General features: G+C 70.8%; 19 protein-coding genes and 1 riboswitch. Of the genes, 8 read left to right on the plus strand and 11 right to left on the minus strand.

Features of this window, described 5'->3' with window-relative positions; genetic code table 11:
- Positions 1-33: 33 nt before the first annotated feature.
- The 8 genes from ACFTQE_RS16515 to ACFTQE_RS16550 all read right to left on the minus strand — a co-directional run bounded on the left by ACFTQE_RS16515 (position 34) and on the right by ACFTQE_RS16550 (position 8,718).
- Positions 34-1,554: an MDR family MFS transporter gene (locus ACFTQE_RS16515; RefSeq protein WP_376926092.1), complete on the minus strand. Its 1,521-nt coding sequence runs from the start codon at positions 1,552-1,554 to the stop codon at positions 34-36.
- 178 nt (positions 1,555-1,732) lie between these two features.
- On the minus strand, positions 1,733-1,867 hold the full coding sequence (locus ACFTQE_RS16520) for a hypothetical protein (protein WP_281371192.1): 135 nt from the start codon (positions 1,865-1,867) through the stop codon (positions 1,733-1,735).
- Entirely contained in the window at positions 1,864-3,009 is a 1,146-nt protein-coding gene (locus ACFTQE_RS16525; RefSeq protein ID WP_376926093.1) for a cysteine desulfurase family protein, read from the minus strand. Before ACFTQE_RS16525 ends, ACFTQE_RS16520 begins: the two co-directional genes overlap by 4 nt.
- Positions 3,006-3,860 carry a carboxylating nicotinate-nucleotide diphosphorylase gene (gene nadC, locus ACFTQE_RS16530; RefSeq protein ID WP_376926094.1) on the minus strand — a complete coding sequence of 285 codons (855 nt, stop codon included), beginning with the start codon at positions 3,858-3,860 and terminating at the stop codon, positions 3,006-3,008. The genes ACFTQE_RS16525 and nadC overlap by 4 nt, the downstream gene beginning before the upstream one ends.
- Positions 3,860-5,395, minus strand: coding sequence for an L-aspartate oxidase (gene nadB / locus ACFTQE_RS16535; protein WP_376926095.1), 1,536 nt, complete (start codon positions 5,393-5,395; stop codon positions 3,860-3,862). Before nadB ends, nadC begins: the two co-directional genes overlap by 1 nt.
- Before the next feature lies 1 nt (position 5,396).
- Entirely contained in the window at positions 5,397-6,749 is a 1,353-nt protein-coding gene (nadA, locus tag ACFTQE_RS16540) for a quinolinate synthase NadA (RefSeq protein ID WP_376926096.1), read from the minus strand.
- Positions 6,746-7,477: an NUDIX domain-containing protein gene (locus ACFTQE_RS16545; RefSeq protein WP_376926097.1), complete on the minus strand. Its 732-nt coding sequence runs from the start codon at positions 7,475-7,477 to the stop codon at positions 6,746-6,748. Before ACFTQE_RS16545 ends, nadA begins: the two co-directional genes overlap by 4 nt.
- 293 nt (positions 7,478-7,770) lie before the next feature.
- Positions 7,771-8,718 carry an endonuclease domain-containing protein gene (locus ACFTQE_RS16550; protein WP_376926098.1) on the minus strand — a complete coding sequence of 316 codons (948 nt, stop codon included), beginning with the start codon at positions 8,716-8,718 and terminating at the stop codon, positions 7,771-7,773.
- Between the two features lie 299 nt (positions 8,719-9,017).
- Positions 9,018-9,124, plus strand: a riboswitch (glycine riboswitch).
- Positions 9,125-9,289: 165 nt separating this feature from the next.
- Here ACFTQE_RS16550 and gcvT point away from each other — a divergent pair.
- The 3 genes from gcvT (at position 9,290) to gcvP (ending at position 13,813) form a co-directional block, all read left to right on the plus strand.
- Complete coding sequence (gcvT, locus tag ACFTQE_RS16555; RefSeq protein ID WP_376926099.1) at positions 9,290-10,474, plus strand: glycine cleavage system aminomethyltransferase GcvT; 1,185 nt, start codon at positions 9,290-9,292, stop codon at positions 10,472-10,474.
- Between the two features lie 61 nt (positions 10,475-10,535).
- Positions 10,536-10,907: a glycine cleavage system protein GcvH gene (gcvH, locus tag ACFTQE_RS16560; protein ID WP_376926100.1), complete on the plus strand. Its 372-nt coding sequence runs from the start codon at positions 10,536-10,538 to the stop codon at positions 10,905-10,907.
- Between the two features lie 8 nt (positions 10,908-10,915).
- Positions 10,916-13,813, plus strand: coding sequence for an aminomethyl-transferring glycine dehydrogenase (gcvP, locus tag ACFTQE_RS16565; protein ID WP_376926101.1), 2,898 nt, complete (start codon positions 10,916-10,918; stop codon positions 13,811-13,813).
- Positions 13,814-13,837: 24 nt separating this feature from the next.
- On the opposite strand, the gene ACFTQE_RS16570 is transcribed toward gcvP, so the two are convergent.
- Positions 13,838-14,353, minus strand: a complete 516-nt coding sequence (locus ACFTQE_RS16570; protein ID WP_376926102.1) for a DUF2231 domain-containing protein — start codon at positions 14,351-14,353, stop codon at positions 13,838-13,840.
- A gap of 100 nt (positions 14,354-14,453) precedes the next feature.
- Here ACFTQE_RS16570 and ACFTQE_RS16575 point away from each other — a divergent pair, with 100 nt between their 5' ends.
- The 3 genes from ACFTQE_RS16575 to ACFTQE_RS16585 all read left to right on the plus strand — a co-directional run bounded on the left by ACFTQE_RS16575 (position 14,454) and on the right by ACFTQE_RS16585 (position 16,235).
- Complete coding sequence (locus ACFTQE_RS16575; protein ID WP_376926103.1) at positions 14,454-14,960, plus strand: sigma-70 family RNA polymerase sigma factor; 507 nt, start codon at positions 14,454-14,456, stop codon at positions 14,958-14,960.
- Positions 14,957-15,658, plus strand: a complete 702-nt coding sequence (locus ACFTQE_RS16580; protein WP_376926104.1) for an anti-sigma factor family protein — start codon at positions 14,957-14,959, stop codon at positions 15,656-15,658. The genes ACFTQE_RS16575 and ACFTQE_RS16580 overlap by 4 nt, the downstream gene beginning before the upstream one ends.
- Before the next feature lie 79 nt (positions 15,659-15,737).
- Entirely contained in the window at positions 15,738-16,235 is a 498-nt protein-coding gene (locus tag ACFTQE_RS16585; RefSeq protein ID WP_376926105.1) for a hypothetical protein, read from the plus strand.
- Between the two features lie 12 nt (positions 16,236-16,247).
- Here ACFTQE_RS16585 and ACFTQE_RS16590 read toward each other — a convergent pair whose 3' ends face one another.
- On the minus strand, positions 16,248-16,460 hold the full coding sequence (locus ACFTQE_RS16590) for a hypothetical protein (protein WP_376926106.1): 213 nt from the start codon (positions 16,458-16,460) through the stop codon (positions 16,248-16,250).
- Between the two features lie 195 nt (positions 16,461-16,655).
- Between ACFTQE_RS16590 and ACFTQE_RS16595 the strand changes: the two genes are divergently transcribed.
- Entirely contained in the window at positions 16,656-17,135 is a 480-nt protein-coding gene (locus ACFTQE_RS16595; RefSeq protein WP_376926107.1) for a hypothetical protein, read from the plus strand.
- Here ACFTQE_RS16595 and ACFTQE_RS16600 read toward each other — a convergent pair.
- Complete coding sequence (locus ACFTQE_RS16600; protein WP_376926108.1) at positions 17,081-17,845, minus strand: CPBP family intramembrane glutamic endopeptidase; 765 nt, start codon at positions 17,843-17,845, stop codon at positions 17,081-17,083. The two genes, ACFTQE_RS16595 and ACFTQE_RS16600, sit on opposite strands and share 55 nt — an antisense overlap.
- A gap of 207 nt (positions 17,846-18,052) precedes the next feature.
- On the opposite strand from ACFTQE_RS16600, the gene ACFTQE_RS16605 reads away from it, so the two are divergent.
- Entirely contained in the window at positions 18,053-19,675 is a 1,623-nt protein-coding gene (locus ACFTQE_RS16605; protein WP_376926109.1) for an ABC transporter substrate-binding protein, read from the plus strand.
- Positions 19,676-19,848 lie beyond the last annotated feature (173 nt).

A 19,848-nucleotide genomic window follows, 5' to 3' on the forward strand; every position in this document is an offset into this window, starting at 1 on the left:
GCCCTTCGTCGTCTGCGTCGCAGTGCCGAAGCGTCAGTGCGCCGTCGGCGCGCCCTCCATCATGTCGGCGGGCTTGCGCACGAAGAAGGCTCCGACGATCGCGAGCAGCGAGAGGATCGCTCCCACCATGAACGCCGACCGGATGCCGGATGCCGCGGCCGCCTCGGCCGTTGCGCCCGCCGTGGTCGCGGTCAGCGACTGCGTCGCCATGATCGTCACGAAGAGCGCCGTGCCGGCCGCACCGGCCACCTGCTGCACGGTGCCGACGATCGCCGAGCCGTGCGAGTAGAACTTCGGGTCGACCGAGCCGAGCGCCGAGGTGAACAGCGGGGTGAACATGAACGCGAGACCGACCGAGAGCACGACGTGCGCGACGAGCAGCAGCCACGGCGAGGTCGTGTCGGTCACAAGCGTGAGCGACCAGAGCACGCCGCTGACGACGAACGCGCCTGGCACCAGCAGCGGAGTCGGACCGAGTCGGTCGAACAGCCGGCCGACGGTCGGGCCGAGCAGGCCCATGGTGAGGCCGCCGGGCAGCAGCAGCAGGCCGGTCATGATCGGCTCGAGGTGCAGCACGTTCTGCAGGTAGATCGGCAGCAGGATGATCGTTCCGAACAGCGCCGCCATCATGATCGTCATGAGGCCGATCGAGATCGAGAAGTTGCGCGACAGGAACGTGCGCAGGTCGAGCAGCGCACGGTCGTGCCGCTGCAGGATCAGCTGGCGCCAGATGAACCCGGCGATGGCGATCGCGCCGACCCCGAACGCGATCCACATGGGTGCCGCACCGAGGCTGCTGCCGGCGGTCTCGGCGCCGATGAGGCTGAGCCCGTAGACGAGGCCGCCGAAGCCGAAGGCCGACAGCACCACCGAGAACACGTCGATGGGGATCTTGCGAGGTTCGCTGACGTTCTCGACCCGGCGGATGCCGATGACGAGCATCACGAGCGCGATCGGCAGCACGAGCCAGAACATGAACCGCCACGAGAGCGAGTTCAGGATGAGGCCCGAGATGGTCGGGCCGATCGCGGGAGCCACCGACATCACGATCGCGACGCGGCCCATGAGCCGTCCGCGATCGCTCGGGGCGACCAGCGTCATGAGCGTCGTCATGAGCAGCGGCATCATGATGGCCGTGCCGCTCGCCTGCACCACGCGGCCGACGAGGAGCACCTCGAAGCCCGGAGCCATGGCCGCGATGAACGTGCCGGTCGAGAAGAGGCTCATGGCGGCGATGAAGATCGGCCGCGTCGCGAAGCGCTGCAGCAGGTAGCCGGTGATCGGGATGACGACGGCCATCGTCAGCATGAACGCGGTGGTCAGCCACTGCGCGGCGGAGATGGAGATGCCGAGGTCGACGACGAGGTGCGGGATCGCCACGCCCATGATCGTCTCGTTGAGGATGACGACGAAGGAGGCGGCGAGGAGGAGCCAGATCACCCGGTTGTTGCGGGCGCCGTGCAGCGCCTCGACATCGGAGTGCTCGTGCGTGCTGGTGTCGCCCGCAGGAGCGACGACGGGGTCATGGAGTTCGGGAACGGCGCGTTCGGTCAAGGAAGATGCGTCCAATCGATGTCAGCGCAGAACTGCGCCGGAGAATTGCGTCGAATACGTTGGTCAACCCGCGTCGGGTGACTCGCTATTCCCCGATTCCGACATCGATCGGAACGCATGGAATCGAGCGCTCTGGGAGCGCGTCGATCAGTTGGGAAACTCGGTCGCGCGGGGCGGCTTACGGAGCCGGGGCCGGGCCGTCGGTCGGGGTGGGCCGGGGGAGCCAGCCCTCGAGGAGCTGCTCTTCGGGAGCGAGCTCGTTCTCGATGCGCCGCTCGTTCGCCTTGTCAGCTGCAGGTGTCGATTCGCTCATGTCGCCACGATACCGCGAACGGCCGATACGGCACGAGCGACGGATGCCGCGGCATCCGTCATCTCTGCGGCCGTGGTCTCCGCGCCGAGCGTGAATCGCACGGCCGTCTGCGCGAGTTCGGCCGGCAGTCCGATCGCCGTGAGCACGTGCGAGGGCTCGTCGCTGCCGGCCGCGCAGGCCGATCCGCTCGAGCAGACGACACCGTCTCGTTCGAGCTCGAGCAGCACCGCCTCGCCGCTCGTGCCGGGGAAGACGAAGGAGATCGTGCCCGGCAGCCGGTGCTCGGGGTCGCCGGTCGGCTGCGCACCGGGAACGGTGGCCGCGATCGTCGCCGTGAACTCCGTGCCGAGTGAGGCGACGCGTGCCGCGGCATCCGCTCGCTCGGCCTCTGCGAGCCGCAGGGCCGTCGCGAAGGCGACCGCGCCGGCGACGTTCTCGGTGCCCGACCTGCGGCCGCGTTCCTGCCCGCCGCCGTGCAGCACCGGCTCGAGCTGGAGCCGGCCGCGCACGACGAGCGCGCCCGTGCCCTTCGGAGCGCCGACCTTGTGGCCGGCGAGCGAGAGGGCGTCGACGCCGAGTGCGTCGAGTGAGAGGGGGAGCCAGCCGGCCGCCTGGACGGCATCGGTGTGCATGAGCGCGCCGGCGGCGTGGGCGACGGCGGCGAGCTCGGCGATCGGCTGCACCGTGCCGATCTCGTTGTTCGCGAGCTGCACCGACACGAGCGCGGTGTCGGGCCGCACGACCCGGGCGAGCGCCTCGGGAGTCACGAGGCCGCCGGCATCGACCTCGACTCGGGAGATCTCGAAGCCGTGCACCCTCTCGAGGTACGCCGCGGATTCGAGCACCGCCTCGTGTTCGATCGGCGAGACCACGAGGTGCCGGCCGCGGGGGTTCGCGAGGGCGAGGCCCTTCACCGCGAGGTTGTCGGCCTCGGTGCCGCCGCTCGTGAACACGACGTCGCCGGGGCGGCATCCGATGACCGCGGCGACTGCGGCGCGCGCGTCGGCGAGTGCGCGGGACGCCTCGTCGCCGAGCGCGTGGTGGCTCGACGGGTTGCCGAACGAGCCCGAGAGGAACGGCCACATCGCCTCGAGCGCCTCCCGGCGCACGGGCGTCGTGGCCGCGTGATCGAGGAAGATCACGTCGCGACCGCCACGTCGAGGCCGAGGTCGAGCGAGCGCACCGAGTGGGTGAGCGCGCCGACGGAGATCACGTCGACTCCCGTCGCGGCGATCTCGCGCACGGTCTCGAGCGAGACGCCGCCGGAGGCCTCGACGATCGCGCGACCCGCGATGAGCGCGACGCCCGCCCGGAGCCCCTCGGGCGTGAAGTTGTCGAGCATGACCGTGTCGGCGCCGCCCGCCAGCACGGACTCGACCTGGTCGAGGCGATCGACCTCGACCTCGAGGTGGGCCGTGTGCGGCATCCGCTCGCGCGCGGCACGGAGCGCGGTCGCGAGGTCGTGACCGCCCGCCGTGAGCACCGCGAGGTGGTTGTCCTTCGCCATCACCGCGTCGGAGAGGGAGCGGCGATGGTTGCGGCCGCCGCCGTCGCGCACCGCCTGGCGCTCGAGGCTGCGCAGCCCAGGCGTCGTCTTGCGGGTGTCGACGATGCGCGCTCGCGTGCCGGCCGTCTCGGCGACGTAGCGGGCGGTGAGCGTCGCGATGCCCGACATGCGCTGCACGAGGTTCAGGCCGACGCGCTCGGCGCGCAGGATGCCGCGGGCGGGACCGCTGACCCGGGCGAGCACCGCGCCCGCCTCGAACGGTTCGCCGTCGGCCGCGAGCGGTTCGACGACGATGCCCGGGTCGACGAGCCGGAACGCCGCGGCGAACACCTCGATGCCGCTGAGCACGCCCGGTTCGCGCGCCATGAGCACGGCGGTCGCGGTCGCGGTCGCGGGGATCAGCACCTCGGAGGTCAGATCGCCCCACGGCGCGTCCTCGTCGAGCGCGGCACCCACGATGCGGTCGATCTCTCGGATATCGGTCATCAGGCGGCCTCTCGTTCGAGCGGGACGGGGAGCTGGGCGACGACGTCGGGATCGTCGGTGCGGTAGTGCGCGCCGCAGCTCGTGCGTCGAGCACGAGCGGCCGCGACGGTCAGGCGGGCGAGGTCGAGCAGGTTGCGATCCTCGGCATCGCGGCGGTTGCTCGGCTCGGGCGCACGCCATGCATCGAGCCGAGCGGATGCCTCGGCCAGCCCCGCCTCGTCGCGTTCGAGCCCGACGTGGCGCCACATCAGCGCGCGCAGTTCGTCGCGGTCGACGGGTGCCCCGCGCACGACGTCGGAAGGCCGTGCCGAGACACCGGCTGCCGCGTAGGCATGTGCGTGCGCACCGGCATCCCGTGTCGACGACGACTCCCACGCCGTGATCGCCCGCACGGCGCGCTCGGCGAACACGGCCGCCTCGAGCAGCGAGTTCGATGCGAGTCGGTTCGCTCCGTGCACGCCCGTGCGGGCGACCTCGCCGACGGCGTAGAGGCCGGGCAGGCTCGTGCGGCCGTCGAGGTCGGTCGCGACGCCGCCCATCGCGTAGTGCGCGGCCGGGGTGACGGGAAACGGCTCACTGGCCCAGTCGAAGCCGGCCGCACGCACGACGGCATCGAGCCCGGGGAAGCGCCGGACGAGCTCCGCGCCGCCGAGCGCCGTCGCGTCGAGCAGCACGGGTGCGCCGCCCTGCTCGAGCGATCGCCGCCAGACCGCGCGGGCCACGACGTCGCGCGGAGCGAGTTCGCCGCGCGGGTCGACGTCGAGCATGAATCGGTGTCCGCTCGCGTCGCGCAGCACCGCGCCCTCGCCGCGCACCGCCTCGGAGATGAGCGGGGTGCCCGGTGCGGCCAGCGCAGTCGGGTGGAACTGGGTGAACTCGAGGTCGGCGACGCGCGCGCCGGCCCGCCATGCCGCCGCCACGCCGTCACCGGTCGCGACCGCCGGGTTCGTCGTATGCCGGAAGAGGTATCCGCTGCCGCCCGTCGCGAGCACGACCGCGTCGGCACGGCGTTCGACGAGGGTGCCGGATGCCCCGAGCAGCCGTGCTCCGACCACGCGCCCGCCCTCGAGCACGAGGTCGACGAGCATCGTCTGCTCGTCGATCGCGACCGCCCGCCGCCGAACGGTCGCGACGAGGGCGTGCTCGATCGCCGCACCCGTGGCGTCGCCGCCCGCATGCAGGACGCGGGCGCGGGAGTGCGCCGCCTCGAGGCCGCGCTCGAGTCCGGATTCGCCGCGGTCGAACGCGACCCCGAAGCGGATCAGGTCGCGAACACGATCGGGGCCCTCCTCGACGAGCACGCGCACGGCCGCCGGATCGGCGAGACCGGCGCCGGCCTCGATCGTGTCGGCGAAGTGGCGCTCGGCGGAGTCGTCGGGGAAGAGGGCCGCCGCGATGCCGCCCTGCGCGTAGCGCGTGTTGCCCTCGGCGAGCTCCGCCTTCGTGACGAGGTCGACGGTGTGCCCGGCGTCGGTGGCCTTGACCGCGGCCCAGAGCCCGGCGATGCCGCCGCCGATCACGAGCACGCGAGCCATGTCAGGCTCCCGCGACCGGCTGCTGGGCCACGGGCGGCTTCGCTGCGAGCATCCGCTCGAGGGCGACGCGCGCGGGCTCGGCGACCTCGTCGGCGACCGTGATGCGGTTGACGACGCGGCCCGCGACGAGTTCCTCGAGCACCCACGCGAGGTAGCCGGGGTGGATGCGGTACATCGTCGAGCACGGGCAGACGACGGGGTCGAGGCAGAAGATCTCGTGCTGCGGGTACTCCGCCGCGAGGCGCTGCACGAGGTTGATCTCGGTGCCGATCGCGAAGGTCGAGCCGGCGGGCGCCGCCTGGATCGCCTTCACGATGAAGTCCGTCGAGCCTGCGGCATCCGCTGCATCGACGACCGGCATGGGGCACTCGGGGTGCACGATGACCTGCACGCCGGGGTGGTCGATGCGCGCCTGCGCGATCTGGTCGGCCGTGAAGCGCCGGTGCACCGAGCAGAAGCCGTGCCAGAGGATGACGCGGGCGTCGGCCAGCTCGCCCGCCGTGTTGCCGCCGAGCGCCTTTCGCGGGTTCCACATCGGCATCTGCTCGAGCGGTACGCCCATGGCCTTCGCCGTGTTGCGGCCGAGGTGCTGGTCGGGGAAGAAGAGCACCCGCTGCCCGCGCTCGAACGCCCACTCGAGCACGGTCTTCGCGTTCGACGAGGTGCACACGATGCCGCCGTGCCGGCCGACGAAGCCCTTGAGCGCCGCCGAGGAGTTCATGTAGGTCACCGGGATGACCGGCACCCTGCCCTCGGCGTCGGTCGCCGAGAGGTCGCCGTAGACGTCGGCGAGCTGCTCCCAGCACTCCTCGACGCTCGACTCGTCGGCCATGTCGGCCATCGAGCAGCCGGCGGCGAGGTTCGGCAGGATCACGGCCTGCTCGGGCGTCGAGAGCAGGTCGGCCGTCTCGGCCATGAAGTGCACGCCGCAGAAGACGATGGCCTCGGCATCGGGCCGGGTGAGCGCGGCGTTCGCGAGCTGGAACGAGTCGCCGACGAAGTCGGCGTGCTCGACGACCTCGTCGCGCTGGTAGAAGTGGCCGAGCACGACGGCGCGGTCGCCGAGGGTCGCCTTCGCGGCGCGGATGCGCGCGTGCAGCTCGTCGGCGGAGGCCGTGCGGTACGACTCGGGCAGCGCGCCCTGTCGAGGCGAGCCCGTGGGGATGACATCGCCCATCGACGAGCCGGGTCCGTACGCGACGGGGCCTGCGTCGAACTCCCACGGTCCCTTCGCGAGTTCGGGCGAGCACGACTCACCGGCGGCGGCTCCGGCCGCGATGAGCCGGATGGTGCGGTCGACGGATGCCGCGGCGCGCGTGTCGTCGAGCTGCGGATCTTCGATGGAGATGGTCATGATGCCGGTCGCTCCCTCAGGGGTTCGGTTCGGGCGGACGGTTCGGGGGTCGCCTCCGCGAGGGCGGTGGAGTCGTAGCGATAGAGCTTCGGGGGCCGGTTGCGTGCGCCGGCCAGGCGCTCGCCGGTCTCGTGGAGCCGGCCCGAGGCGAGCATCGTGCGGCGGAAGTTCGCCGGGTCGAGCGGACGCTGGAGCACCGCCTCGACGACCTCGCGGAGCTCGGCGAGCGTGAAGGTCTCGCCGAGGAAGGCGTGCGCGATCCACGCGTACTCGACCTTGGTGCGCAGCCGCCAGAGGGCGTACTCGATGATGCGGTTGTGGTCGAACGCGAGGGCGGGCAGCGTGTCGGCGGGCACCCAGCGCACGTTCGGGCCGGCGGTCGCGCGGGCGGCCTCGTCGCGCTGCACGAGCGCCCAGTAGACGACCGAGACGACGCGGGCGTCGGGGGAGCGGTCGACCTCGCCGAAGGTGTAGAGCTGCTCGAGGTAGGTGGGGGCGAGGCCGGTCGTGAGTCGCAGGGTGCGAGCGGCAGCCGCCTCGAGCTCCTCGGTGGGCGGCAACCAGCCGCCGGGCAGGGCCCAGAGTCCGAGTTGCGGCTCGCGCGTGCGGCGCACGAGCGGCGTCCAGAGCACGGGGCGACCGGTGCGATCGGGGCGCAGCGCGAAGATCACCGTCGAGACGGCGAGGCGCGTCACGGCGTCGCCGCCGGGTTCCGCCTGTTGCGACATCCTCGCCTCCGCTCTTCTGGTCAGACTGACTCGAACTGTCTCGACGACAGCTTACAGTCGCTTTGACCAGAACCCAAAGTGCATGACTGCGCCGGCATCGCTCGCTTGCATGCCGCTTCTCATCTCTCTCATCTCATGTCGCTCCTCATCGATGCAGCAGATTCGCACCGACTGTCGTGGCCGAACGGTGCTCTACTGCTGCATCGTTGCCGGCAGTCGCCATCGATGGCGGCTGCTCGAGAGGGCCAGAGAGCGCGGCACGGGCACAAGGGTGAGCCTGGCGGCCCTCGGCTCTACCCGACCCAACCGTGCTGACGTAGTCGAGCGGCGATGCGGTCGGTGGTCTCACGTGAGGCGGCCGAGTCGAGGTCGGGCACATCCCGTGCGCTCACCCGGATGACGGACCAGCCGATGTCCTGTATCCGCTCGTATCGACGGATGTCGCGTCGGAACTGCTCCGTCGTGCGGTGGTAGTCGCCTTCGTACTCGATCCCGACGCGGTACTCGGGGTAGGCGAGATCGACCGTCGGCGGATACGCGCCGAGCCGCGGGTCGACGATCGTGAAGTTGAGGAGCGGTTCGGGCAGGCCGGCTGCGACGATGCGCAGCCGGAGGAGGCTCTCGCGGCGCGACAGCGGGCCCGATCGCACGAGCGGGAGGGCTGCACGCAACCGGCGGGCGCCGGGGCTGCCGTGATGGCGTGCGACACCCGCGGTGAGCATCGGGACGGTCGCCGCGGGTCGCGTGCCGCGCGGCCCGGCGTGGCCGGTGACGAGGAAGTCGCCGGCGGCCACGAGGTCGTCGATGCCGAGGAGGATCCCGAGCTGGCACCAGGTCGTCACCGGGTCGGTCATCGCAACACCGTCGGCGACGTTGAGCCGCGTACGACCGCGATCGAGCTGATGACCGATGACGCCGCGTACGCGCGGCTGCGGGGCGCCCCTCAATACCGAGACGTGCAGCCGCGTGTCGGACTCCACGCGCAGCGGAAGCGGAACGTGGTTCAGCAGCGCTGCCGTCGCGTGGCTGAAGAACTGAGTCGGCGGCATCCGTCGCGCGTAAGCGGCAGCGAGGGTGGCGACCGTCCGTTCGGAGCCCGCGTCAAGGCGCGCGCCGCGAAAGGGCGTGACGAGATCGGATGCCGCGAGGCGACGGCGACTCGCTCCGGCCCGGCGCGCCTCGGCTTCAGCGAAGGCCGTGAGCGAGGCGAATTCCTCGGGCAGCGGTGTCGGTCGACGCATCCGCTCAGCGTGCCGCAGGTGGCGCGATCATGCGGCGAGTTCTCCACATTCCGAGCTGCGCGTGCTCGCGTCTTCGAACTATGCAGCAGAAGAGCGCGCAGTGAGTGCGTCAGAGCGTGCTCTATTGCTGCATGGTTGGTGGTTGGTGGTTGGTGGTTGGTGGTTGGTGGTTGGTGGTTGGTGGGGTGCTCGGTGGTCCTCGGTGGCGATGTGGGTGGCGGCGCAGATCACAGTCGATGCCCAGCCGGCGCCGGAGCGCCCCGCTGCTAGGATCGAGGCACAATCTCATACCGGGCCATCGACGCGTCGCGGGAGAGCCGGTCAGCACCAACGAACTGCGCCCGACCGGCACCGAAGGAGCAAGCCTCCCCGCCAATCTCTCAGGTCACTACACCGCGATGACGAGGCCGCTCTGAAAAGTGGATTCCGCGACGCCTCGCGGCCTCCCGCCCACGGTGAAAGCGCTTCCGCGTGAAACTCTCAGGCTCATGACAGAGGGGGAGTTCCCACACGGCGCCGCCTCAGCGACCGTGACAACGCCGGCGCACGCCGGCACGTCTGGAGAACTCTCGTGACCAACGAACCCGGTACCGCCAGCCTCGAACACTCGAGCTCCGAGCGGCGCAGCCCCCTCGATGCCGTGCACCGCGCCGCGGGTGCGAGCTTCACCGACTTCGCCGGCTGGCAGATGCCGGTGCGCTACTCCAGCGACCTCGCCGAGCACCACGCCGTGCGCACCGCAGCCGGCCTCTTCGACCTCTCGCACATGGGCGAGATCGTGCTCATCGGCCCGCAGGCCGCCGCCGCGCTCGACCACGCGCTCGCCGGCAAGCTCTCGGCCATCGAGATCGGGCAGGCCAAGTACTCGCTGCTGCTCGCCGAAGACGGCGGCATCATCGACGACCTCGTCGTCTACCGCACGGGCGACGACCGCTACATGGTCGTCGCGAACGCCTCGAACGCGGCCGTCGTCGCCGACGAGCTCCGCGCCCGCGCGGCCGACTTCGACACGATCGTCTCCGACGAGAGCGACGACATCGCGCTCATCGCACTCCAGGGTCCCGACGCGCGAGCGGTGCTGCTCGAGACGCCGGGCTTCGGCGTCGACGGCCCGGGCAACGACGAAGAGGACTTCGACGCGAAGCTCGAGGCGCTCAAGTACTACCGAGCCTTCCCGGCCACCTTCGAGGGCGAGCCCGTGCTCGTCGCACGCACGGGCTACACGGGCGAAGACGGTTTCGAGCTCTATCTCGCCCCCGAGCGCGCGACCCGACTGTGGGAGGCGCTCGCCGAGACCGGCGGCCCCCGAGTGACGCCCTGCGGGCTCGCGAGCCGCGACACCCTGCGCCTCGAGGCGGGCATGCCGCTCTACGGCCACGAGCTGAGCCGCGACATCCTGCCCGTGCAGGCCGGCCTCGGTCGCGTGGTCGCACTCGCCAAGCCCGAGCAGTTCGTCGGACGTGCCGCCATCGAGCAGGGCCCCGCAGCGGATGCCCCGGTGCTCGTCGGCCTCGCAGCCGAGGGCCGCCGCGCGGCGCGCGCCGAGTACGAGGTCTTCGACGGCGACAGCGCCGATGCCGCGCGCGTCGGCGTCATCACGAGCGGGGCGCTCTCGCCCACGCTCGGTCACCCGATCGCCATGGCGCTCGTGGCGCCCGGCGTCGCCGAGGCCGGCCGCGAGCTCTTCGTCGACGTGCGGGGAACGCGCGTCGCGGCATCCGTCGTCGCCCTGCCGTTCTACAAGCGCACCGCCTGAGCCGGCACGACCGACCCCCACCCACGATCGCACCCACCGCACGACTCACGAGGAGCACGCCATGACCGACCAGACCGCACTGCACTACACCGAAGAACACGAGTGGATCGCCATCGACGGCGACGTCGCGACGATCGGCATCACCGACTACGCCGCCGAGAAGCTCGGCGACGTCGTCTTCGTCGAGCTGCCCGGGGCCGGCACGACCGTGACCGAGGGCACCGTCGTCGGCGAGATCGAGTCAACGAAGTCGGTCGGCGAGCTCTTCGCCCCCGTCAGCGGCGAGGTCGTCGAGGCGAACCAGGCCGTCGTCGACTCGCCCGAGCTCGTCAACAGCGACCCGTTCGGCGAGGGCTGGCTCATCAAGGTCAACGCCTCGAGCCTCCCCAAGTTCCTCACGCACGCCGAGTACCGCGCACTGGTCGGAGAGTAAGCACCACGATGAGCACCCCCACCTCCTCAGCATTCGACCTCGACGCCTTCGGACGTCGCCACATCGGCACCAGCCCGAGCGACCACGGGCTCATGCTCGCCGAACTCGGGTACGACTCCCTCGACGCCCTCATGGCCGCCGCGGTGCCCACGTCGATCCGCATGGGGGAGGTGCTGAACTCGGCGATCCCCGCCGCAGCCACCGAGCGCGAGGCGCTTGCGGAGCTCGCCGCGCTCGCCGAGCAGAACACCGTGCGCACCTCGATGATCGGCCTCGGCTACTTCGGCACGGTCACGCCGTCGGTGATCCAGCGCAACGTGCTCGAGAACCCGAGCTGGTACACGGCCTACACGCCGTACCAGCCCGAGATCTCGCAGGGCCGCCTCGAGGCGCTCATCAACTTCCAGACGATGGTCACCGACCTCACCGGGCTCGACACCGCGAACGCGTCGATGCTCGACGAGGGCACCGCTGTCGTCGAGGGCATGCTCCTCGCCCGCCGCGCCTCGAAGTCGACCTCGAACCGCTTCATCGTCGACGCCGACGCACTGCCGCAGACGCTGGCCCTCCTCGAGTCGCGCTCCGAGGCGGTCGGCATCGAGCTCGTCGTCGCCGCGCTCGACGAGCAGACGGATGTCGCCGCCTTCGGCGAGCACTTCGGACTCTTCGTGCAGTACCCGGGCGCTTCGGGTCGCGTGTGGAACCCGGCATCCGTCATCGCCGCGTCGAAGGCGCAGGGCGGCCTCGTCGTCGCCGCCGCCGACCTGCTCGCCCTCGCCCTCATCACGAGCCCCGGAGAGCTCGGCGCCGACGTCGCCGTCGGCACCTCGCAGCGCTTCGGCGTGCCCATGGGCTTCGGCGGGCCGCACGCCGGCTACATGGCCGTGCGCAAGGGCCTCGAGCGGCAGCTGCCCGGCCGCCTCGTCGGCGTCTCGAAGGACGCCGTGGGCGCACCCGCGTACCGCCTCACCCTGCAGGCGCGCGAGCAGCACATCCGCCGTGAGAAGGCGACGTCGAACATCTGCACCGCGCAGGTGCTGCTCGCCGTCATGGCGTCGATGTACGCCGTGTACCACGGGCCCCGCGGCATCCGTCACATCGCCGTCTCGACCGCTGCGAAGGCGACCGCGCTCGCCGGTGTGCTGACGGGCTACGGCCTCACCCTCGCGCACGACACCTACTTCGACACGATCCGGGTGCACGTGCCGGGGCTCGCCGGCAACATCGTCGAGCGCGCCCGCGCCCTCGGCGTGAACGTCTGGGAGGCCGATGAGGCCACCGTGCACGTGGCCGTCGACGAGACGACGACCGAGGCCGAGCTCTCGCTCGTCGCGCAGGCGTTCGGCCTGCCCGAGCGCACCGAGGTCGCGGTCGACGCCGCGAGCCTGCCGGCCGTCGCGAGCGGCGAGCTGCGGCGCACGAGCGGCTACCTCGAGCACCCCGTCTTCAACACGCACCACTCCGAGACGCAGATGATGCGCTACCTCAAGCAGCTCGCCGACCGCGACTACGCGCTCGACCGCGGCATGATCCCGCTCGGCTCGTGCACGATGAAGCTCAACGCCGCCACCGAGATGCAGTCGGTCACCTGGCCCGAGTTCGCGAACCTGCACCCCTTCGCGCCCGAGGCCGATGTGGTCGGCACGCTCGGCCTGATCGAGCAGCTCGAGACCTGGCTCGCCGAGGTCACCGGGTACGACACCGTCTCGCTGCAGCCGAACGCGGGCAGCCAGGGCGAACTCGCGGGCCTCCTCGCGATCCGCGGCTACCACCACGCCAACGGCGAGACCGAGCGCACGGTGTGCCTCATCCCGTCGAGCGCGCACGGCACCAACGCGGCATCCGCGGTGCTCGCCGGCATGCGCGTCGTCGTCGTCGCGACCGACGAGCTCGGCAACGTCGACCTCGACGACCTGCGTGCGAAGATCGCCGAGCACGCCGCGAACCTCGCGGCCCTCATGATCACCTACCCGTCGACGCACGGCGTCTACGAGCACGAGGTGAAGACCATCACGCAGGCCGTGCACGACGCCGGCGGCCAGGTCTACGTCGACGGCGCGAACCTCAACGCCCTGCTCGGCTTCGCCCGCTTCGGCGACTTCGGCGGCGACGTCTCGCACCTGAACCTGCACAAGACGTTCTGCATCCCGCACGGCGGCGGCGGCCCCGGCGTCGGCCCGGTCGCGGCCAAGGCGCACCTCGCGCCCTACCTGCCCGGCCACCCGATGGCCCAGCGCGCCGACCATTCGGGCGGCGTCACGCACGACGGCGGACCGGTCTCGGCCGCGCCGTACGGCAGCCCGTCGATCCTGCCGATCTCGTGGGCCTACGTGCGCATGATGGGCTCCGAGGGCCTGAAGCAGGCGACCGCGTCGGCGGTGCTCGCCGCCAACTTCGTGGCCTCGCGCCTGCGCGAGCACTACCCCGTGCTCTACACGGGCGACAACGGACTCGTCGCGCACGAGTGCATCCTCGACCTGCGCCCGCTCACCGCGGCGACGGGCGTGACGGTCGACGACGTGGCGAAGCGCCTCGTCGACTACGGCTTCCACGCGCCGACGATGTCGTTCCCGGTCGCTGGCACGCTCATGATCGAGCCGACCGAGTCGGAGGACCTGGCCGAGCTCGAGCGCTTCGTCGAGGCGATGGTCGCCATCAAGGCCGAGGCCGACGCCGTCGCGGCGGGCGAGTGGCCCGCCGACGACAACCCCCTCGTGAACGCGCCGCACACCGCGGAGTCGGTCATCGCGGGGGAGTGGACCCACGCCTACACCCGCGAGCAGGCCGTGTACCCGGTGCACTCGCTCGTGCGCGGCAAGTACTGGGTGCCGGTGCGCCGCATCGACCAGGCCTACGGCGACCGCAACCTCGTGTGCGCCTGCCCGCCGGTCGAGGCCTTCGCGTAGCGAGCACCGTCGGCTCGGAAGCCGTCAGCTCAGGAGCCCGCCCCACACGGCGCGGGCTCCCGAGTCGCCGATCAGCACGAGCAGCACGGCGGTGCCCACCCCGACGACGACGGATGCCGCGGCGAGCCCGATGCGCACGGCCCGTGCCGCACCGGGCGAACCGCGGCGCATCCGCTCGTCGCCGTAGCGGAACCACGCCCACTGGGCCGCCGCGACGACGAAGAGCGCGATCGCCCACGGCAGGAGCATCTCGCCGAACTGCTGGTGCCGGGCGACCGCGGGAACCGGGCCGATCCGTGCGGCGAGCGACTGGCCGGCGGCGACCGTGATCGGCACGAGCACGAGCACGAGCGCGGCGCCGAGCGCGGTCACGATGCCGAGTCGGCGGCGGGCCGCCGGCCAGAACGCGCTGAGCAGCAGGGCGAGTACCGTGAGTGGCGTGAGCACGACCACGGCGTGCACGATGAGCGGATGCAGGGGCAGCCCCGCGATCTGGAGGACGTCCTCCGAGGCGACGGGTGCGAGATTCGTGGGATCCATGCCGTGAACACGACGCCGACGCCGCTCGGGTTCACCCTCGCGGCGAATGAACGATTCGGGGCGCGCTCTCGTTCTCAGGGCAGAGAACCGGAGGTGATGGATGCCGCTCGATGACGACAGTCGTCTGGCCGCGCTCTACGACGCGCACGGGCCGTCGGTGTGGAGGTACGTGGTGCACCTCACCGGCGACGCGGCCGGCGCCGACGACATCGTGCAGGAGACCCTGCTCCGTGCGTGGCGGAATCCTCGCATCATGGCCCAGGAACCGGCGTCGACGCGATCGTGGATGATCACGGTCGCCCGGAATCTCGTGATCGACGAGGCGCGGAGCGCGCGTCGGCGCCACGAGATCGGCGTCGCGGAGACCCCCGAGCGCGCGGAGCACGACGCGACCGACGCGCTGTTCGAGAGCCTGCTCGTCGAGGAGGCGATGACGACGCTGAGCCTCGAGCACCGGGCCGTGATCGTGCATGCCTACTACGGCGGATGCAGCGTGGCCGAGGTCGCTCGGCGGCTCGGCATCCCCGAGGGTACGGTGAAGTCCCGGTTGCACTACGGGCTTCGGGCCCTGCGGCTCGCGCTGCAGGAGAAAGGGGTGACGCGATGAACCCGGATCACGCGCGCTTCGCCGACTGGGACTCGGCCTACGTGCTCGGCGCGCTCTCGCCCGCCGAGCGGGGCGAGTTCGAGCAGCACCTCGAGACGTGCGAGCTCTGTCGTCGGTCCGTCGCCGAGCTCGCCCCGATGCCCGGGCTCCTCGCCCGGCTCTCGCCCGAACGTGCCGAGTCGCTCCTCGGCGAGCCGGGTGCCGAGCCCGTGCCGGCACCCCGCGACGACCTCCTCGACGTGGTGCGACTGGAGGACCGCCGTCGCCGGCGTCGTCGGGCCCGAACCTGGTGGATCGCCTCCGCGGCGGCCGCGGTGATCGCCGTCGTGGCGATCGCGGTGCCGCTCGCCGTCACCCGGCCGCAGTCCGTCTCCGAGTCGGTCGCGTTCGAGGCGGTCGCCGACCTGCCGCTCTCGGCGACGGCGACGCTGACCCAGGTCGCGTGGGGAACGAGGATCGAGCTCGACTGCAGCTACGCCGACGCCGAGGCATCCGACGCCCCGCCCGGCGGCTGGCCGTACGCGCTCGTCGTCGTCGGTCGCGACGGCGAGCGCACCGACGTGTCGAGCTGGCGGGCCAGTCCCGGATCCTCCGCCCGGCTGTCGGCGGGCGCCGCCCTCGATCTCGACGAGATCGCGTCGCTCGAGATCCGGGCGATGGGCAGCGGCGACGTGCTCATGCGGAGCGAGTTCGACTGAGCGTGAACCATTCGAGGCTGCGCTTCGTGCTTCTGGAGAGGCCGCAACCGCGGCCCTGAGCACGAGAGAAGGACTTCGCATGAAGCTGCGCATCGCAACAGGATTTGCCGTCGTGGGACTCGTCGTGGCACTCGCGGGCTGCTCGGCCCCGGCCGCGGAAGCGCCTGGTTACGGCTCGGACACCTCGACCGCGACCGAGTCGCCCGACACGAGCGACTCGTCGGAGGCACTGCTCACCACCGCCGACTCGGACCTCGGCGAGATCGTGGTCGACGGCGAGGGAATGACGGTCTACATGTTCGACAACGACACCCAGGGGGCGGACGCGAGCAGCTGCGAAGGCGAGTGCGCGACCAACTGGCCCGCGGTGACGACCGAGTCGGATGCCCCGGAGGTCGAGGGCGTGACCGGTGAGATCGGCACCATCACGGGTGTGGACGGCTCGACGCAGGTGACGCTGAACGGCTGGCCGCTCTACTACTTCGCGGGCGACAGCGCCTCGGGTGACACGAACGGCCAGGGCGTGAACGACGTGTGGTGGGTGCTCACGCCGGCAGGGGAGAAGATCGGCGGCTGACGCGTCGGCGGACTAGGCGGGGCGCGGCGCCGCGTGGCGACCGTGTTCCGTGTAGTCGCGACGTTCGGGAGTCGGAGCGGCGGCCGCGGCGACCGCGACGAGTGCGCGGTGCCGAGCCGCGACGCGCTCGTGCGCCGCGTCGATCTCGGCCTCGGTCGCGCGGAAGCGGCGGTCGGTGGTGCGGGCGGCGAGGTGGCCCGCGGCGAAGGCTGCTGCGAGTGACATGGTTCGGTTCCATCCCTGGTGTCCGGCGGTGGCCGCCGGCGCCCTCGTGGTGAGGGGTGCCTCCATGCTCGCGAGCAGCACGATCCGACGGATCAGGGCGACCCCGAGCCGCACGCCCGGGAGTACACTGAGGTTCTCTCGGAATTACCCACGGGTTCTGTCGGAGGGCCCGGGTTCTCTCGAAGCAGAGGGGGCATGATGTCCGTTGATCTCATCACGGTGCTCACGACCGTCGGGTTCGTGGGCTTCCTCGTCGGCACCTCGATGCTCGCGGGTCGCGGCCTCGGGCTCGAGCAGCGGGCCGGTCTCCTCGAACGACGAGACCCGGCCACGGCGCAGGCCCTGCGAAGAGCCCAGTCGATCACCGACTTCTCGAGCGGCAGCGTCTTCGGCGACGAGGGCTTCTACTCGCCCGTCTGCTCACCGTCGCGGCGCAGCGGGCTCGACATGGCGCGCGTACGGGCGACCGACTCCGACCTGCGGGTCGAGCCGGCCGAGGAGGCCCTGCCGCCGATGCCGACGACCGTCGTCGCGCTCGGCAGGAGCGAGCACGTGCCGAGGACGACCCGCACGCGGCATCCGGTCCGCACGGACCAGCCCGATCGGACGGCTCGACCCGTTCAGTCGGTCGAGGCCGCGAAGAGCCCCGGCCACCAGCCGACGGCGAGCGGATAGCCGACGAACGACACGATGTCGAGGATCCAGTGCGCGATGACGAGCGGCATCGTGCGACCCCAGCGCTGGTAGCACCAGCCGAAGACGACGCCCATCGCGACGTTGCCGAAGAACGGCCCGAACCCCTGGTAGAGGTGGTACGTGCCGCGCAGCACGGCGCTCGAGAGGATCGTCGCCCACGGGCCGACGCCGAGCTCCCTGAACCGGGTGAAGAGGTAGCCGACGACGATGACCTCCTCGGTCAGCGCGGCTTCGAGCGCCCGGAACACGAGCACCGGCACCGTCCACCACAGCCAGTCGGCCGGTGACGCCTCGACCGCCACGGTCAGGCCGAGCGCCCTGCCGAGCGCGTAGAGCGCGAGTCCGGGCACGCCGATGGCGAGCACGAGCAGCACACCGGATGCCGCGTCGCGCCCCGGCCTGGTCAGGTCGAGGCCGATGCGGCGGAACGGGTTCGTGCCGGGCGCCCAGAGCAGGTAGAGCACGAGCGCGACGGCGAAGAGCCCGAAGAAGACGTCGAGGAACTGATACGTGAAATCGAGCCACTCGCGGGGTGCGCGCGAGGGGTTCAACGCGACCGTCTGCTCGCCCAGCGGCGTCTCGGCGGTGAGCTTCGCGATGATCGAGACGATCGAGTAGACGGCGGATGCCCCGAGCGAGAGTCCGAGCACGATGACGACCTCGAGCCGCAGCCGCCGTGCAGAAGACATGCGGCAATCATCGCATGAGCGGCTCAGACGCAAGATTCGTGCGGATTCGCGACGGAATCCGCCGAGGCGTGTGTCGCTAGGTTGCGCGTCGGTAACGGTTTGCCCTTCTGGTTTGCTTACCGGAGGTCGGGTTCATAGTCTCGATCTACCAGCGCTCCAGCGCGGCCACGAGCCGTGCTGTCGTCGCACATCTCATCAGGAGGAACATTGAAGATCAAGAGAATCGGCGTTGCAGCCATTGCTCTTGCTGCCGCCGGCGCATTGACGCTGTCGGGCTGCACGAGCGGCGGCGCTGACCCGTCGGCACCCGCCGGCGATGCCACCGCGGTCATCACGACCAACGGCTCCGAGCCCCAGAACCCGCTGATCCCCACCAACACCAACGAGGTCGGTGGCGGCAAGATCCTCGACGCGATCTTCGCGGGCCTCGTCTACTACGACGCCAAGGGTGCTGCGCACAACGACGTCGCCGAAGACATCACGTCCGACGACGCGCAGAACTACACGATCAAGCTCAAGGCCGACCAGAAGTTCACGAACGGCGAGCCCGTCACGGCCGCTTCGTTCGTCGACGCCTGGAACTACGGCGCAGACACTGCCAACGAGCAGCTCTCGCAGTACTTCTTCGAGTCGATCAAGGGCTTCAGCTACGACGAGTCGGTTCCCGAGCTTCCGGGCCTCGTGGTCGTCGACGACACCACGTTCACCGTCGAGCTGAACCAGCCCGAGTCGGACTTCCCGCTGCGTCTCGGCTACTCGGCCTTCTACCCGCTGCCCGAGTCGGCATTCGACGACCTCGCGACCTTCGGTGAGAACCCGGTCGGCAACGGCGCGTACATGCTCGACGGCGAAGACGCCTGGAAGCACAACGAGAAGATCGACCTCGTCGTGAACCCCGACTACGACGGCCCGCGCAAGGCAGCCAACGGCGGCCTCGACATCATCTTCTACGCCTCGCAGGACGCCGCATACGCCGACCTCCAGGGCGGCAACCTCGACGTGCTCGACGCGATCCCCGACTCGGCTCTCGCCACCTTCGAGGACGAGTTCGGCGACCGTGCGATCACGCAGGCAGCTGCGATCTTCCAGTCGTTCACGATCCCCGCGCGTCTCCCGCACTTCTCGGGTGAAGAGGGCAACCTCCGCCGCCAGGCGATCTCGATGGCGATCAACCGCGACGAGATCACCGACGTGATCTTCGCCGGCACCCGCACCCCGGCGCACGACTTCACGTCGCCGGTCATCGACGGCTACTCGGAGGACATCCCCGGCTCCGAGGTGCTCGACTACAACCCCGAAGAGGCGAAGAAGCTGTGGGCCGAGGCCGACGCGATCGCTCCTTGGGACGGCACCTTCAAGATCGCGTACAACGCCGACGGCGGCCACCAGGCCTGGGTCGACGCTGTTGCGAACGGCCTGAAGAACGACCTGGGCATCGACGCCGCCGGCGACCCGTACCCCACGTTCGCTGAGGCGCGCACGAAGATCACCGACCGCACCATCCAGACGGCCTTCCGTTCGGGCTGGCAGGCGGACTACCCGGCGCTCTTCAACTTCCTCGGCCCGCTCTACGGAACCGGTGCCGGCTCGAACGACGGCGACTACTCGAACCCCGAGGTCGACACGCTGCTCAGCGACGGCCTCGCCGAGACCGACATCGCCGCCGCGAACGAGAAGTTCCAGGCTGCACAGGAGATCCTGTTCCAGGACCTCCCCGCCGTTCCGCTGTGGTACTCCACGGTCAACGGTGCTTGGAGCGAGGTCGTCAACGACGTCGAGTTCGGCTGGAACTCGGTGCCGCTGTACTACCAGATCACCAAGAGCGAGTAATTCTCGATCAAGGACGACTCGGGGTTAGACTCTGAGGCGCCCGTGGGGGGGGGGCCCGGCCCGGGGGCGCCCCCCCCCCCCCAAAAACCCCGGTTTGGCCACTGGGGGGGGGAAAAAAGGGTAGAAAAACCACCAACCGGGGGTTTTTTTTTAAAATTGACCAAAAACAGAAA

The sequence above is a fragment of the Agromyces sp. NPDC056965 genome, assembly GCF_042673425.1.
GTDB lineage: Bacteria > Actinomycetota > Actinomycetes > Actinomycetales > Microbacteriaceae > Agromyces.